This window comes from Actibacterium sp. D185-2 (genome assembly GCF_054954595.1).
In genome coordinates this window covers 33711-47945 of sequence record NZ_JBPWNX010000011.1, presented here as the reverse complement: position 1 = coordinate 47945, position 14235 = coordinate 33711, and the positions used below count along the sequence as shown (strand labels likewise).

The window sequence follows — 14235 nt, the reverse complement described above, 5'->3', positions numbered from 1 at the left end:
TTCCCGAAGAATTTTCGGGCCGAAAAGTTTTCGGGAAAACTTTTCCTACTCGTCCGCCGTGATCGCGATGTCCTGTCGCAGCGCACCGCTGGCTGCGTCGAAGATCAGGATGTGCTGATCGCCGGTCACAACCGCGTACCAGCCTACGCCTTGGGTAAAGGCGGTGGCGCGGGTGCCGTCGGGCAGGGCGATGGTATCGGGCAGGGCCACGCGCCCCTCGCCCGAGAAGCGGATGACAAGCAGCGCGATAATCACTAAAAGGCCCGCAATCATCGTCCCCGTCAGTACCGTGACGAGGATGCGCAGGAACCGCAGGTTGGGGGGCTCTTCCCCCCGTATCGGAGCATCATCCATGTCCATCTCGCGCCGCCTTTCGGTGGTTATCGGGTCGACCCCGCCCCCTCGCCTTGATAAGGCGCTTTCGCGTGACGTGCCAGAGGCCGAGGGGTTGTCGCGTTCGCGTCTGGCCAAGCTGATCGCCGATGGCAGCGTGTCGCGCGGCGGCGAGGTGCTGACCGATGCCCGCGCCAAGGTGGCCGAGGGCGATGTGCTGGACATTACCTTTGCCGAGGCCGAAGAGGTCGATACCCGCCCCGAGGCGATCGCGCTGGACGTGATCTATGAAGACGCGTCGCTGATCGTGGTCAACAAGCCCGTGGGCATGGTGGTGCATCCCGCGCCGGGCACGCCGGGCGGCACGCTGGTCAATGCGCTGCTGGCCCATTGCGGCGATACCCTGTCGGGGATCGGTGGCGAAAAGCGACCGGGCATCGTGCACCGGATCGACAAGGACACATCGGGCCTGATCGTCGCGGCGAAATCGGACAAGGCGCATGTGGGTCTGGCCGCCCAGTTCGAGGCCCACAGCGTGAATCGGCATTACAAGGCGGTGGTCTACGGCGTGCCCGATGCGGGCGATCCGCGTCTGCGCGGGGTGCGCGGCGTCAGTTTCGAGCTTGGCAATATCCTGAAGATCACTACCCAACTGGCCCGGCACAAGACCGATCGCCAGCGTCAGGCGGTGCTGTTCAACGGCGGCCGCCACGCGGTGACGCGCGCACGGGTCGAACAGGCGTTTGGCACCCCCGGTGCGGCGGCGCTGCTGGATTGCTGGCTGGAAACCGGCCGCACCCACCAGATTCGGGTGCATATGGCCTATGCCGGATTTGGCCTGATCGGGGATCAGACCTATGGCGGGCGGCGCAAGCTGGCGGAAAAATCCGTGGGCGCGGCCGGTGCCGCAGCGGCGGCCGCGTTTCCGCGTCAGGCGCTGCATGCGGCCACGCTGGGCTTCGTTCACCCCGAAACCGGCGCCGAAATGGCCTTCGAGGCGCCGATTCCGGCCGATATGGCCGGGCTGATCGCGGCGCTGCGCGGCGAAAAGGCGGTGAACTTACCGTGAAAAATTGCTTCATTTACGATTTTTCGACGGAATTCTGCACATCACCTGTTTAACGGTGGAAGAGGTCGGGAACTTGAACCATGTGGTTCAGTTAATATATTCTATAGGCCAAGAGGGAGCAGAGGGAACGCATGAACACTTATAAAAACCTTCCGGCGCCCAGTCCCGAACAGGGTCTGAACCGCTATATGCAGGAAATCCGCAAATTTCCGCTGTTGGAGCCTGAAGAGGAATACATGCTGGCCAAGCGCTGGGTGGACCATCAGGACACCGAAGCCGCGCACAGGATGGTAACGTCGCACCTGCGGCTCGCCGCCAAGATCGCCATGGGCTATCGCGGCTACGGCCTGCCCCAGGCCGAGGTGATTTCAGAGGCGAATGTCGGCCTGATGCAGGCGGTCAAGCGGTTCGACCCCGAAAAGGGGTTCCGGCTGGCGACCTATGCGATGTGGTGGATCCGCGCCTCGATCCAGGAATATATCCTGCGCTCGTGGTCGCTGGTGAAGCTGGGCACGACCAGCGCGCAGAAAAAGCTGTTCTTCAACCTGCGCAAGGCGAAGGCCCGGATCGGTGCGTTGGAAGAGGGCGATCTGCATCCCGAGCATGTACAACGGATCGCCACCGATCTGAGCGTGTCCGAGGACGAGGTGATCGCGATGAACCGGCGCCTGTCGGGCGGGGACGCATCGCTGAACGTCACGGTCGGCGCCGATGGTGACACCACGACCCAGTGGCAGGACTGGCTGGAAGACGAGGATGCCAATCAGGCCGAAGCCTATGCCGAAAAGGACGAGTTGGAAAACCGGCGCGAGATGTTGATCCAGGCGATGGATGTGCTCAACGACCGCGAAAAGGACATTCTGGTGCAACGCCGGTTGCAGGATCAGGTTGTCACGCTAGAGGACCTGTCCGGCCAGTACGGCGTCAGCCGCGAACGGATCCGCCAGATCGAGGTGCGGGCGTTCGAGAAACTGCAAAAGCGGATGCAGGAACTGGCCCGCCAGAAGGGGCTTCTGCCCGCGGCGTAAAGCCACAATCCATCCGAACGACATCGAAAGCCCGCCCTTCCGGCGGGCTTTCGCATGCGCTACGGTGCGCGCGAGGCCGAGGGAGGATAACCATGACCGATCCGATCCGCTGGGGCGTTCTGGGCGCCGCCAAATTCGCGCGCGAGCAGATGGCGCCGGCCATCCACATGGCGCGCGGGGCGCGGCTGGCCGCGCTGGCCACGCGCAGCGCCGAAAAGGCCGCGCCGTTCCAGGCGTTCTGCCCCGATCTGGCGGTGCATGACAGCTATGACACGCTGCTGGCCGATCCGGGCATCGACGCAGTCTATATTCCGCTGCCCAACCACCTGCATGTGGAATGGACGCAAAAGGCGCTGCGGGCGGGCAAGCATGTGCTGTGCGAAAAGCCGATCGCCCTGGCCGCGCCGCAGATCGACCAGTTGATCGCGCTGCGCGACGCCACCGGGCTGTTGGCGGCCGAGGCTTACATGATCGTGCATCACCCGCAATGGCAGCGGGTCAGGACGCTGCTGGCCGAAGGCGCGATTGGCACGCTGCGCCATGTGAACGGCATCTTCAGTTATGACAATTCCGGCGATCCGGGCAATATTCGCAACGCGGCCGCCAGCGGTGGCGGTGGCATCCGTGATATCGGGGTCTATACCTTCGGCGCCACCCGCTTTGCCACCGGGCAGGAACCGCTGGATGTGTCCGCCCATATCACCTGGGAAAACGGCGTCGATGTGAAGGCCGAGGTCGGCGCGCAGTTCGACGGCTTCAGCTTTTTCAGCGTGCTGAGCATGCGGATGCAGCCCTGGCAGGAAATGCTGTTTCACGGCACCGAGGGGGCGATCCGCCTGACCGCGCCGTTCAACCCGCTGGTTTACGGCGAAGCGCGGATCGAGCATCGCCGCGCCGATGGCACGACCGTTGTCGAAACCTTCCCTGCTGTCAATCAGTATGTCCGTCAGGTCGAGGCGTTCTGCCAGGCGGCACAGGGCGGCGCGCCTTTTGCCTGGAGTCTGGAAAACGCCCGCGGCACGCAGGACATGATCGATCGGGTTTTCGCCGCAGCGACCTGAGCCGTTTGCGATGGGTCAATGTGACCGGCGTGTAACCATGGCATTATCTATTTGGGATGATTGTATTGGAGCACGCGATGAAACGGAAACGCACGTTCGTATTGATTGCCAATGAACAGCAGGCGCTGTTCTTGGAAAATGACGGCATCGGCAGGGGTCTGGCCGAGGTCGGCAGTTTGAGAGGGGGGGCGAAAAGCCAGTTCTCCGATCTGCCGGGCCGGTCGCAGGCAACGCCGGGCGGGACGCGCCATGGCTTTGACCGGACCACCCCGGAGCGCGAGCATGACCGGGAGTCCTTTGCCGCCGAGGTGATTGAGAAAGCCCATGCCATATGGGCTACGGGTGGCTATGATCGCATGGTGATGTCCGCACCGCCGAAAATGCTGGGCGCGCTGCGCGATGCATTGCCCGACCCGATGCGCAAGGCGCTGGTGGGGGATATGGACAAGGATCTGCTGAACCTTGCGCTGCCCGATCTGCCCTCCCATTTCGAGGACATGATTGCCCTGTAAGGAGGCTGTGATGAACGACGACGCGACCCCGCCGGAATTCGCCACCCGCGACGGCATCTGGTTGCGGGGGCTTTGGATGGTGATCTTGGCGGTGCTGTTCGCGGTTGCCGAAACCGTGCTGTTGGTCTGCGCGGTGCTGCAATTCGGCTGGCTGCTGTTCGCCAAGAAAAAGAATGGTTTCATCGCCGACTTCGGCGGCAAGCTGGGCAACTGGCTTGCCATTACCGCCCGGTTCCAAACCGGCGCGAGCGAGGAAAAACCGTTCCCCTGGACCGCATGGCGCTAGGGTTGCGGCCCTGATCGGCCGGCGCGCGCGGATGGTTTCTGCGCCGCAGAAAGAACGTTGATTTTTTCCGCCCCGATCCACACTGTGTGCGCAGTGACTCAAGAGCGAGGGACCGGGGTGGAATTTGCGCAAGACGTATTCGGGCAGCGCATGATTGGTGCGCTGCTGGCCCTTGGGGTGGCTTGCGTGGGGATCGGGGGCAGTGCGCCCTGGATCGGGGACAGCAGCGCGTTCGGCGTGATTGCCCGGATCAACGACAGCCTGATGCCGGTTTTCATGGCGGCCGGGCTGTGCGCCGCCCTTGCGCTGGCGCTGTTGGGCGCGCGCGGGTCGGCGCTGGCATTGGTGGCCATGGTCGTCCTGGCCACCACGCCGGTGGTTATTCGTCATCTTGGATATGCGCAAGCGGTCGATCATGATGCGAAATCCGATATGCGGGTGATCTTTTTCAATGTGCTGGGCGATAATTCCGAGAATGCGGCGCGTATCGCCGATGCCCTGATTGCCGCCGGGCCGGATATCGCGGTGATCGCCGAATCCGAAGCCCTCGCAACGGAACTGGAGCGGCTGAAAGCGGCGTTTCCCTTTACCATCGGGTGCAGTGAGGGGTGCGAGCTGTTGATCCTGTCGCGACTGCCGCTGAAGGAAAGCCGCCTGACCGGGCTTAGCCGTTTGCCTGGCCAGCGTTTCGCGCGCCTGACCGTGACCAGCGAAAGCGGCAAGTCGCTGACCCTGATTGCCGCGCATCTTCTCAAGCCTTGGTTCGACGGCTTTGCCGAGGACGAGCGCAATATCCTGATCAGCCGGCTGGCGCGGATCGAGGGGCCGGTTGTTGTGACCGGCGATTTCAACGCGACCCCCTGGAGCCGCACGGTCACCGAGGTTCTGTCGTCAAGGGGGCTTGCGCCCCCGCGTGTGCCGGTCGGCAGCTGGCCCGCCAGGCTGGGCCGGTTCGGCCTGCCGATCGATCAGATGCTGGTCAAGGGCGGGGCCCGCCTGACCCGGCTGGAACCGTTCGGCGGCGATCTGGGCTCCAACCATCGCGGGCTGCTGGCCGAGATCGCGCTGCCCGATTAATCCTCCATCGCTTCCAGCTCGTCGATCAGGCCCGAGATCATGCTCAGCCCCTTGTCCCAGAATTTCGGATCGGTGGCGTCGAGCCCGAACGGGGCCAGCAGCTCCTTGTGATGTTTCGACCCGCCAGCGGTGAGCATGTCGAAATACTTGTCCTGGAAATCGGCGCCGCCCTCTTCGTAGACCGCGTATAGCGCGTTCACCAGCCCGTCGCCGAACGCATAGGCGTAGACGTAGAAGGGCGAGTGCACGAAATGCGGGATATAGGCCCAGAACGTTTCGTACCCGTCCATGAAGTTGAACACCGGGCCAAGGCTTTCGGCCTGCACCGACATCCACAGGGCGTTGATGTCGTCGGGGGTCAGTTCGCCGGCGCGGCGCGCCTCGTGCAGTTTGCATTCGAAATCGTAGAACGCGATCTGGCGCACCACGGTGTTGATCATGTCCTCGACCTTGCCGGCCAGCAGGGTCTTCTTCTCGGCCTTGGTCCTGGCGCCCTCCAGCAACTTGCGGAAGGTCAGCATCTCGCCGAACACCGACGCGGTTTCGGCCAGGGTCAGCGGGGTCGAGGCCAGCAGCTCGCCTTGTCCGGCGGCCAGCACCTGATGCACGCCGTGGCCCAGTTCATGCGCCAGGGTCATCACGTCGCGCGGTTTGCCCAGATAGTTGAGCATCACATAGGGGTGCACATCGACCACGGTCGGGTGGGCGAAGGCGCCGGGCGCCTTGCCGGGCTTCACGCCCGCGTCGATCCAGCCCTTGTCGAAGAACGGCGCGGCGATCTCGGCCATCTTGGGCGAGAAATCGGCATAGGCGTCCATCACGGTCTTGCGGGCGGTGTCCCAGTCCACAAGCTTGGGGTCTTCGGTGGGCAGGGGCGCGTTGCGGTCCCAGACCTCCATGCTGTCCAGCCCCAGCCATTTGGCCTTCAGCGCGTAATAGCGGTGCGACAGCTTCGGATAGGCGGCGACCACGGCATTGCGCAGCGCTTCGACCACCTCGGGTTCCACATGGTTCGACAGGTGGCGGCCGGTCTGCGGCGTGGGCATCTTGCGCCAGCGGTCCTCGACCTCTTTTTCCTTGGTCAGGGTGTTGTGGACCCGCGCGAACAGCTTGACGTTGTCGCCAAAAACCCGGGCCAGTTCATGCGCGCTTGCCTCGCGCTTGGCGCGGTCGGGATCGGTCAGCAGGTTCAGCGTGCCCTCGATGTTCAGCTCTTCGCCGTCGACATGGAAGGTCAGCCCTGCGATGGTTTCATCGAACAGCTTGTTCCAGGCCGCCGCGCCCACCACCGACTGGTCGTGCAGGAATTTTTCCAACTCGTCCGACAGCTGATAGGGCCGCATCGCGCGCAGGCGTTCAAAGATCGGCTTGAACCGGGCCAGATCGGCATTGGCGGCAAACAGCGCGTCCAGGGTTTCATCCGGGATGCGGTTGATTTCCAGCGTGAAGAACACCAGCGGCGTGGTGAAACTGGTGATCCGGTCCTGGCAGTCGGAAAAGAACTTGGCACGGTCCGCATCCATGGTGTTCTGGTAATAGCGCAGCCCCGCGAAGGACATGATGCGCCCGCCCACCACGTCGATGCGTTCGTAGCGCAGCACACAATCGAGCATCGCTTGCGCATCCAGCCCGGCCAGCTTACCCTCGTAATCGGCGGCGAATCCGGCGCAGGCCGTCGCCAGCCAGTCCATGTCGCGGGCCAGTTCGGGCGCGTCTTCGCCGGTGTACAGATCGCTCAGATCCCATTCCGGCAAGGTGCCGAAACTGCCCCCCGCGCTGGCGTTGGCGTCAAAAAGGGGGCTGGGCTGGCACATGCGCATGGTGATCGGACCTTTCGGGTTGTTCGCCCCTGACATAGGCGGGCAGGGGGGGCGGGTTCAAGGCAAACCGCGTTTGCCGATTGCATCGCGCCCGGTGCGGGCCCAGGATGCGCGGGTTTTCCGGCGGAGCCCCCCATGCCCATCATCCATGTCACCGAACCCATTCACGCCGACGCGCTGGCGCTGCTCGACGGCGCGGCAACCGTTCAGCGCGGCTGGCTGGGGCAGGGCGATATGGCGCAGGCCGATGCGTGGCTGGTGCGCACGCAGCGCATCACCGGGGCGGCGATAAACGCGGCGCCGGGGCTGCGGATCATTTCGAAACACGGGGTCGGGGTCGACAATATCGCGGTCGAGGCCGCCGCCGCGCGCGGGGTCGTGGTCGCCAATACGCCGGGTGCCAATGCGGGGGCGGTGGCCGAACATACGCTGATGCTGATCCTGGCGCTGGCCCGCCGGGCGCTGCCGCTGGACCGCGCGGCGCGCGACGGGTTTGCGGGCCGCGACCGGATCGCGCCAATGGATCTGGATGGCAAGCGGGTGCTGCTGGCGGGCTACGGCGCGATCGCGCAGCGGGTGGCGCAGCTTTGCGCGGCCTTCGGGATGCAGGTCACGGTCTGGCACCGGCGATTGGATGCGGCCGGGGCGGGGTTTCCCGTCACCCGTGATCTGCGCGCGGCGCTGCCGCAGGCGGACATCCTGTCGCTGCATCTGCCACTGAATGCGGGCACGCGCGGGTTGATCGGCGCGGCAGAGCTGGCCTTGCTGCCGCCGGGCGCGCTGCTGATCAACACCGGGCGCGGCGGCGTGGTGGACGAAGCGGCGCTGATGCGGGCCGCACCGCGTCTGGGCGGGATCGGGCTTGATGTTTTCGCGACTGAACCCTTACCCAAGGACAGCCCGCTTCTGACCCTGCCCGATACGCTGTTCAGCCCGCATGCGGCGGGGATGAGCGCGGGCGCGATGCGGGCGATGGGGATGCAGGCCGCGCAGAACGTGCTGGATCATTTCGCGGGCTGTCTGGCGCCCGCCGCCCGCGTCACCCCTGCTTGACGCCCGCCCCGCCTGGGCCTTTAGTGCGGGCAGTCAGGATGCAGGAGGCTGCGATGAAATTCGTCCGTTACGGGCCCGCCGGGGCCGAGAAGCCGGGGCTGATCGACGACGCGGGCCGGCTGCGCGATCTGTCGGCGGAAATGGACGATCTGTCCGGCGCGGTGCTGACCCATCTGGATGATTTCGGCCCCGAAGGCATGCCGCTGGTCGAGGGGGCGCCGCGGCTTGGCGTGCCGGTGGCCGGGGTCGGCAAATTCATCGGCATCGGGCTGAACTATTCCGATCACGCCGCCGAGGCGGAAATGGAACTGCCCGCCGAACCGATCGTGTTTCTGAAGGCGACCTCGTCGCTGTCGGGGCCCAATGATCCGATACGCCTGCCGCGCGGCGCGCAAAAGACCGACTGGGAGGTGGAACTGGGCGTGGTGATCGGCAAGACCGCCCGGTATGTGGACGAGGCCGAGGCGCTGGAGCATGTGGCGGGCTATATGGTCGTCAACGACGTGTCGGAACGGGCGTTTCAGCTGGAACGCGGCGGGCAATGGACCAAGGGCAAAAGCTGTGACAGCTTCGGCCCCTGTGGCCCGTGGCTGGTCACCCCCAATGAGGCCGGCAATCCGCAGGCGATGGCGCTGACGCTGTCGGTCAACGGCATGGTGATGCAAAGCGGCAGCACCGCGAACATGATCTTTCCGGTGGCGCGGATTATCAGTTATCTCAGCCAGATGATGACGCTGCATCCCGGCGACATCATCGCCACCGGCACCCCCGCGGGCGTCGGCATGGGGATGACCCCGCCGCAGTTCCTGCAAGTGGGCGATGTGGTCGAGCTGTCGGTCGGCGGGCTGGGCCGCCAGCGGCAAGAGGTACAGCGCGACGCCTGACCGCCGCCGCTCAGGCGGTGCCGGTGCTGCGGTGGCTGTCGAAAAACGCGCAGGTTCTGTCGAACATCGCGGCGCGGGTGTCGGGGGTTTCCATCATCACCTCGTGCCGCGCGCCGGTGACGGTTTCCAGTTGCCCGCGCGGCCAGCGCGCCATGCGCCGGGCGATGGCGCGGGCGCAGACGATGCTTTCGGCGCTGCCCAGAAAGGTCAGGGCCGGCAGGTCCGGGGACGGAAGCCGCGCCAGCCGGGCCGATTCGCGCAAGGCTTCGTGTACCCAGGCCAGGCTGGGGCCGCCCAGGCGCAGGCCGGGATAGGCCGCGACCTGCGCCTGCATATAGGCATACATCGTGGTGTCGGTGGTCAGGTTGTTGCCGTCGAACGGGGCCATCCCGACATAGGGTTCAGGCCCGCTGGTGCCGGGCGCATAGCGCGGCCCCAGGCCCAGCACCCGGCTGGCGGCGCCCAGGGCGCGGACCATGGGGCGGGCCATGCCGGGAAACGAGATGTTCCACATCGGCGCGCAGAACACCGCGGCGCTGACCGGCAGCCCCTCGATCACACTGCGCAGGCCGATACAGCCGCCCATGGAATGGGCCAGCAAAAAGGCCGGTTCGGGCAGGCCCAGCCGGGGCAGCGCCGCCATCACCGCGGCCACGTCGCGCTGATAATCGGCAAAGCGCGAGATGTGACCGATCACCGCGTCGGGCAGCAGCCGCGCCGCCAGCCCCTGACCGCGCCAGTCGACCGCGATGGTGCTATAGCCCCGGCGCAGCAGATCTGCCGCCGCGCGGCCGTATTTTTCGACATATTCGGTGCGGCCGGGAAACAGCAGCACGGTGCCCCTGGTGCCGCCATCCCATACCGCGATGCGCAGATCCAGCCCGTCCTCGGCGGTCAGCCAGAAGGCGCGCCCGCCCTCCGGCCCGTCGGCCACGTCATCGAAAAACGGCGCGGCCTTCATGGTTCACCCGAACATCGAGGCCAGCTTCATCGCCATGGCCATGTCGCCGTCGAGCGACAGCTTGCCGGTCATGAAGGCGGCGGTTGGGTTCAGCTCGCCGGCCAGCATCGCCTCGAACGTGTCGCGGTCGGCGGTCAGGGTCACATCGGCGTCGTCATCGCTGGCGCGTGCGCCGGCATCGTCGACCACGATTGCGCCCTCGTCGGTGATCACGAATTTCACGGTGCCGTCGATGCCGCCCGACAGCCTTTCGTTCAGTGCGGCCACCGCCGCCGTAATCGTATCGCTCATGATCGTTCTCCGAATATCTGCGGCAGGGTCTTGGTTTTCCCCGCCGTTACGTTACCTTTGTCCATGTTATGCTCGCACATGTTCGTTTTCTCAATCCTCTCGTGACGGCAATTCTGGCGATCGGCCTGTTGACCGGGCCGGTCCTTGCCGATCCGTCGCGCCTGGACGGTCTGTTGCAGGAATTGCAGCAGCCCGATCTGCCCAACTGGCAGATGGTCGAGGATGAAATCTGGACCGAGTGGTCCAAATCCGGCTCGTCCGCCATGGACCTGCTGTTGCAGCGCGGCCGCACCGCGATGGAAGAGGGCGATTTTGTCACTGCAATCGGACATCTGACCGCGCTGACCGATCACGCGCCGGGCTTTGCCGAAGGGTTCAACGCCCGTGCCATGGCCTATTCGCGCGAGGGGCTGTTTGGTCCGGCACTGGCGGATATCCGGGTGGCGCTGACCCTGAACCCGCAGCATTTCGGCGCGATGATCGGGCTGGGCAGCATCCTGGAGGAACTGGGCCATACCGACCGCGCGCTGGACGCTTATCGCGCGGCCTTTGCTATACATCCCCATGAACCCGACCTAAAAGATGCCATCGAGCGGCTGGAGCGGGAAGCCTCGGGCGTCACTCTCTGACAAGGGCAGAACCATGCGGCAGCAGGGCCAGATCACGGCGGTTCTGGGACCGACCAATACCGGCAAAACCCATTATGCGATTGAACGGATGCTGGCGCATCGCACGGGGGTCATCGGCCTGCCGCTGCGCCTGCTTGCGCGCGAGGTGTATGACCGGATCGTGGCGTTGCGCGGCCCGTCCGTCGTGGCGCTGGTTACCGGCGAGGAACGGATCGTGCCCGAGCGCACCCGATACTGGGTCTGCACGGTCGAGGCGATGCCGCTGGAAATCGGCGCCGATTTCCTGGCCATCGACGAGATCCAGCTGTGCGCCGATCCCGAGCGCGGCCATGTCTTCACCGACCGGCTGCTGTGCGCGCGGGGGCTGCATGAAACCCTGTTCCTGGGGGCCGACACGATGCGCAGCGCCATCGCCGCGCTGGTGCCCAAGGCACAGTTCATGCGGCGCGAGCGGTTTTCCGAACTGACCTATGCAGGTTCGAAAAAGATAAGCCGGATGCCGCCGCGCGCCGCCATCGTCGGCTTTTCGGTTGATAACGTCTATGCGATCGCGGAACTGATCCGCCGGCAAAAAGGCGGCTGCGCCGTGGTCATGGGCGCGCTGTCGCCCCGTACCCGCAATGCCCAGGTGGATCTGTATCAGAATGGCGAGGTGGATTACCTGGTCGCCACCGATGCCATCGGCATGGGGTTGAACCTGGACATCAACCATGTCGCCTTTTCCGGTCTGCGCAAGTTCGACGGTCGCCGGATGCGTGATCTGCAGCCAAACGAACTGGCCCAGATCGCCGGCCGCGCCGGGCGCCACATGCGCAACGGCAGCTTCGGCGTGACCGGCGAGGCGCCGCCGCTGGACGACGGTGTGGTCGAGGCGATCACCAATCACCGCTTCGCCCCGATCCGCAAGTTGCAGTGGCGCAACGCGGCGCTGGAATTCGGCAGCATCGACCGGCTGATTGCCTCGCTGGAGATGCGCACCGAGGACGAATGGCTGAGCCGCGCGCGCGAGGCCGACGATCTGCACGCCCTGCGCAGTCTTGCCGAAAACCCCGATATTCGCGGGCAGGTTCGCGCGGCCCCCGATGTGCGGCTGTTGTGGGATGTCTGCCGGATTCCCGATTTCCGCGGTATTTCGGCGGCGGAACATACCGGGATGCTGGAGCGAATCCATGGTTTCCTGCAAGGTGGCGGGGTGGTGCCCGACGACTGGCTGGCACGGCAGGTGCGGCGGATCGACCGGACCGACGGCGACATTGACACCTTGTCGAAACGTCTGGCCTATATCCGTACCTGGACCTATGTCGCGCAGCGCAAGGGCTGGGTCGGTGACGAATCTCATTGGCGCGGGACGACCCGCGCTGTAGAAGACCGCCTGTCGGATGCGCTGCATGGTGCGCTGACGAAGCGATTTGTTGATCGGCGGACCAGTGTGTTGCTCCGCCGGTTGAAGCAGAAGGAGGGCCTTGTGGCCGAGGTGAACGATAAGGGTGAAGTGACGGTCGAGGGCGAATTCGTCGGCCGTCTGGACGGGTTCCGGTTCCGCCAGGATGGCAGCAACGGCCCGGACGAGGCAAAGACCCTGCGCCAGGCCAGCCTTGCTGCGCTGAAGCCGGAATTCCATCTGCGCGCCGACCGATTCTATAACGCGCCCGATACCGAGATCGACTTTACCGAGCAGGGCGGGTTGATGTGGGGCGAGTACGCGGTGGGCAAGTTGGTGGCCGGGCCCGAGGCGCTGAAGCCCCAGGTCGTGGCGTTCGTGGACGAAGAGGCCGGAACGGATGTCGCCGAAAAGGTGCAGCGCCGGTTGCAGCATTTCATCGACCGCAAGGTGGCCACCCTGTTCGAGCCGCTGCTGGCCATGAGCCGTGACGAGGCCCTGACCGGGCTGAGCCGCGGCTTCGCCTTCCGCATGATCGAGGGGCTGGGCATCATCCCGCGCGATCAGGTTGCCGGCGAGGTGAAAGAGCTGGATCAGGACGCCCGCAGCGCGCTGCGCAAGCATGGCATCCGGTTCGGCCAGTTCACGATCTTCCTGCCCCTGCTGCTGAAACCCGCGCCGACCCGGCTGCGGCTGGTGCTGTGGTCGCTGGCCAACAATCTGGATGAATTCCCCGAAAGCCCGCCGCCGGGGCTGGTGACGATCCCGAACCTGCCCGACATGCCGGATGGCTATTACACCCTGTCGGGTTATCGCCGCGCGGGCGCGCGGGCGATCCGCATCGACATGCTGGAACGGCTGGCCGATCTGCTGCGCGCGCAGGACAGCCGCGGCGGGTTCGAGGCAAACCCCGACATGCTGTCGATCACCGGCATGACGCTGGAGCAATTCGCCGATCTGATGCAGGGGCTGGGCTACAAGGCCGAAAAGGCTGAGCGGGCGAAGGTGAAAGCGGCCCCTGTGGCCGAGACGCCGGTGGCCGAGGCCGCCAGCGATACAGCGCCGGCCGAACCTGCGGCACCTGAGGCTGTCGAGCCGTCGCCCGACCCCGTGACCGAACCCCCGGTGGCTGATGTGGCCGCCGCGCCGGAAAGCGCGCCGGAGCCCCCCGCGGACCCCGCCGATATGGAGGTCTTCTTTACCTTCACCTGGGCGCCCCGGCGCCAGGGTGGCGGCAAGCCGCGTGGCGAGCGTCAGGCAGACCGTCAGGGCGACCGCCCGCAAGGGCAGGGCAAACCGCGTGGCAAGCCGAAGGGCAAGCCCGGCGGCGGCAAGCGCCCGCCGCAGGACAACACCAAAACCTATCAGGCGCGCCCGCCCAGGAAAGAAAAACCCATCGACCCCGACAACCCGTTTGCCGCGGCGCTGATGGGATTCAAGGGCAAGAAATAAGTGCAGGGCGACCCCCGCCCGCTGATCCGGCTGGACAAATGGCTGTGGCAGGCCCGGTTCTTCAAGACCCGGAGCCTGGCCGCCAAGATCGTGTCGGGCGGGCATGTGCGGGTGAATGGCGCCAAAGGCGCGAAACCGGCCCGGCAGGTGGGACCGGGCGACACGCTGACATTCCCGCAGGGCCGCCAGGTGCGCGTGGTCCGCATCGTCGCGCCGGGTGACCGGCGCGGCCCCGCATCCGAGGCCCAAACCCTTTATGACGATCTGACCCCGCCCGAGGACAGCGTTCCACCCGCGCCGCGATATGAGGGCAAAGGTCGGCCCACGGGGAAAGACAGGCGGCAGAATCATCTTTTCAGACATGGGCCGCTTGAATGATATCGCGGGCTGGTCTAGCT

At 65.5% G+C, this 14235-nt stretch carries 15 protein-coding genes; 11 read left to right on the top strand and 4 right to left on the bottom strand.

Features of this window, described 5'->3' with window-relative positions; translation table 11 throughout:
* Positions 1-45 precede the first annotated feature (45 nt).
* On the bottom strand, positions 46-360 hold the full coding sequence (locus ACSR1C_RS15405) for a DUF6476 family protein (protein WP_460260269.1): 315 nt from the start codon (positions 358-360) through the stop codon (positions 46-48).
* On the opposite strand from ACSR1C_RS15405, the gene ACSR1C_RS15400 reads away from it, so the two are divergent.
* The 6 genes from ACSR1C_RS15400 (at position 353) to ACSR1C_RS15375 (ending at position 5366) form a co-directional block, all read left to right on the top strand.
* Positions 353-1402 carry an RluA family pseudouridine synthase gene (locus ACSR1C_RS15400; protein WP_460260268.1) on the top strand — a complete coding sequence of 350 codons (1050 nt, stop codon included), beginning with the start codon at positions 353-355 and terminating at the stop codon, positions 1400-1402. The two genes, ACSR1C_RS15405 and ACSR1C_RS15400, sit on opposite strands and share 8 nt — an antisense overlap.
* 131 nt (positions 1403-1533) lie before the next feature.
* The gene (gene rpoH, locus ACSR1C_RS15395) at positions 1534-2430 is read left to right on the top strand and encodes an RNA polymerase sigma factor RpoH (protein WP_460260267.1); all 897 of its coding nucleotides are present in this window, start codon (positions 1534-1536) and stop codon (positions 2428-2430) included.
* Positions 2431-2522: 92 nt separating this feature from the next.
* Positions 2523-3491, top strand: coding sequence for a Gfo/Idh/MocA family protein (locus ACSR1C_RS15390; RefSeq protein ID WP_460260266.1), 969 nt, complete (start codon positions 2523-2525; stop codon positions 3489-3491).
* A gap of 65 nt (positions 3492-3556) precedes the next feature.
* Positions 3557-4003 carry a host attachment protein gene (locus ACSR1C_RS15385; protein WP_460260265.1) on the top strand — a complete coding sequence of 149 codons (447 nt, stop codon included), beginning with the start codon at positions 3557-3559 and terminating at the stop codon, positions 4001-4003.
* A gap of 10 nt (positions 4004-4013) precedes the next feature.
* Entirely contained in the window at positions 4014-4289 is a 276-nt protein-coding gene (locus ACSR1C_RS15380) for a DUF4389 domain-containing protein (RefSeq protein WP_460260264.1), read from the top strand.
* A 117-nt stretch (positions 4290-4406) separates the two neighbouring features.
* Complete coding sequence (locus ACSR1C_RS15375; protein ID WP_460260263.1) at positions 4407-5366, top strand: endonuclease/exonuclease/phosphatase family protein; 960 nt, start codon at positions 4407-4409, stop codon at positions 5364-5366.
* Here the strand turns inward: ACSR1C_RS15375 and ACSR1C_RS15370 are convergent.
* Positions 5363-7180, bottom strand: a complete 1818-nt coding sequence (locus ACSR1C_RS15370; protein WP_460260327.1) for a M3 family oligoendopeptidase — start codon at positions 7178-7180, stop codon at positions 5363-5365. The two genes, ACSR1C_RS15375 and ACSR1C_RS15370, sit on opposite strands and share 4 nt — an antisense overlap.
* A 141-nt stretch (positions 7181-7321) precedes the next feature.
* Between ACSR1C_RS15370 and ACSR1C_RS15365 the strand changes: the two genes are divergently transcribed.
* Both ACSR1C_RS15365 and ACSR1C_RS15360 read left to right on the top strand, forming a co-directional pair.
* Positions 7322-8239 carry an NAD(P)-dependent oxidoreductase gene (locus ACSR1C_RS15365; RefSeq protein ID WP_460260262.1) on the top strand — a complete coding sequence of 306 codons (918 nt, stop codon included), beginning with the start codon at positions 7322-7324 and terminating at the stop codon, positions 8237-8239.
* A 53-nt stretch (positions 8240-8292) separates the two neighbouring features.
* A complete protein-coding gene (locus ACSR1C_RS15360) occupies positions 8293-9123 on the top strand; it encodes a fumarylacetoacetate hydrolase family protein (RefSeq protein ID WP_460260261.1) in 831 nt (276 codons plus the stop codon).
* A gap of 10 nt (positions 9124-9133) precedes the next feature.
* Here ACSR1C_RS15360 and ACSR1C_RS15355 read toward each other — a convergent pair whose 3' ends face one another.
* Together ACSR1C_RS15355 and ACSR1C_RS15350 are read right to left on the bottom strand one after the other, a co-directional pair.
* Complete coding sequence (locus ACSR1C_RS15355) at positions 9134-10084, bottom strand: alpha/beta fold hydrolase (protein ID WP_460260260.1); 951 nt, start codon at positions 10082-10084, stop codon at positions 9134-9136.
* A 3-nt stretch (positions 10085-10087) separates the two neighbouring features.
* The gene (locus ACSR1C_RS15350; RefSeq protein WP_460260259.1) at positions 10088-10375 is read right to left on the bottom strand and encodes an SCP2 sterol-binding domain-containing protein; all 288 of its coding nucleotides are present in this window, start codon (positions 10373-10375) and stop codon (positions 10088-10090) included.
* Between the two features lie 101 nt (positions 10376-10476).
* On the opposite strand from ACSR1C_RS15350, the gene ACSR1C_RS15345 reads away from it, so the two are divergent.
* The 3 genes from ACSR1C_RS15345 to ACSR1C_RS15335 are packed head-to-tail and all read left to right on the top strand — an operon-like array spanning position 10477 to position 14215.
* A complete protein-coding gene (locus tag ACSR1C_RS15345; protein ID WP_460260258.1) occupies positions 10477-11004 on the top strand; it encodes a tetratricopeptide repeat protein in 528 nt (175 codons plus the stop codon).
* A 13-nt stretch (positions 11005-11017) separates the two neighbouring features.
* Positions 11018-13837 (top strand): helicase-related protein, encoded by a 2820-nt coding sequence (locus tag ACSR1C_RS15340; protein ID WP_460260257.1) that lies wholly within the window; start codon positions 11018-11020, stop codon positions 13835-13837.
* A complete protein-coding gene (locus ACSR1C_RS15335; RefSeq protein ID WP_460260256.1) occupies positions 13838-14215 on the top strand; it encodes an RNA-binding S4 domain-containing protein in 378 nt (125 codons plus the stop codon).
* Positions 14216-14235 lie beyond the last annotated feature (20 nt).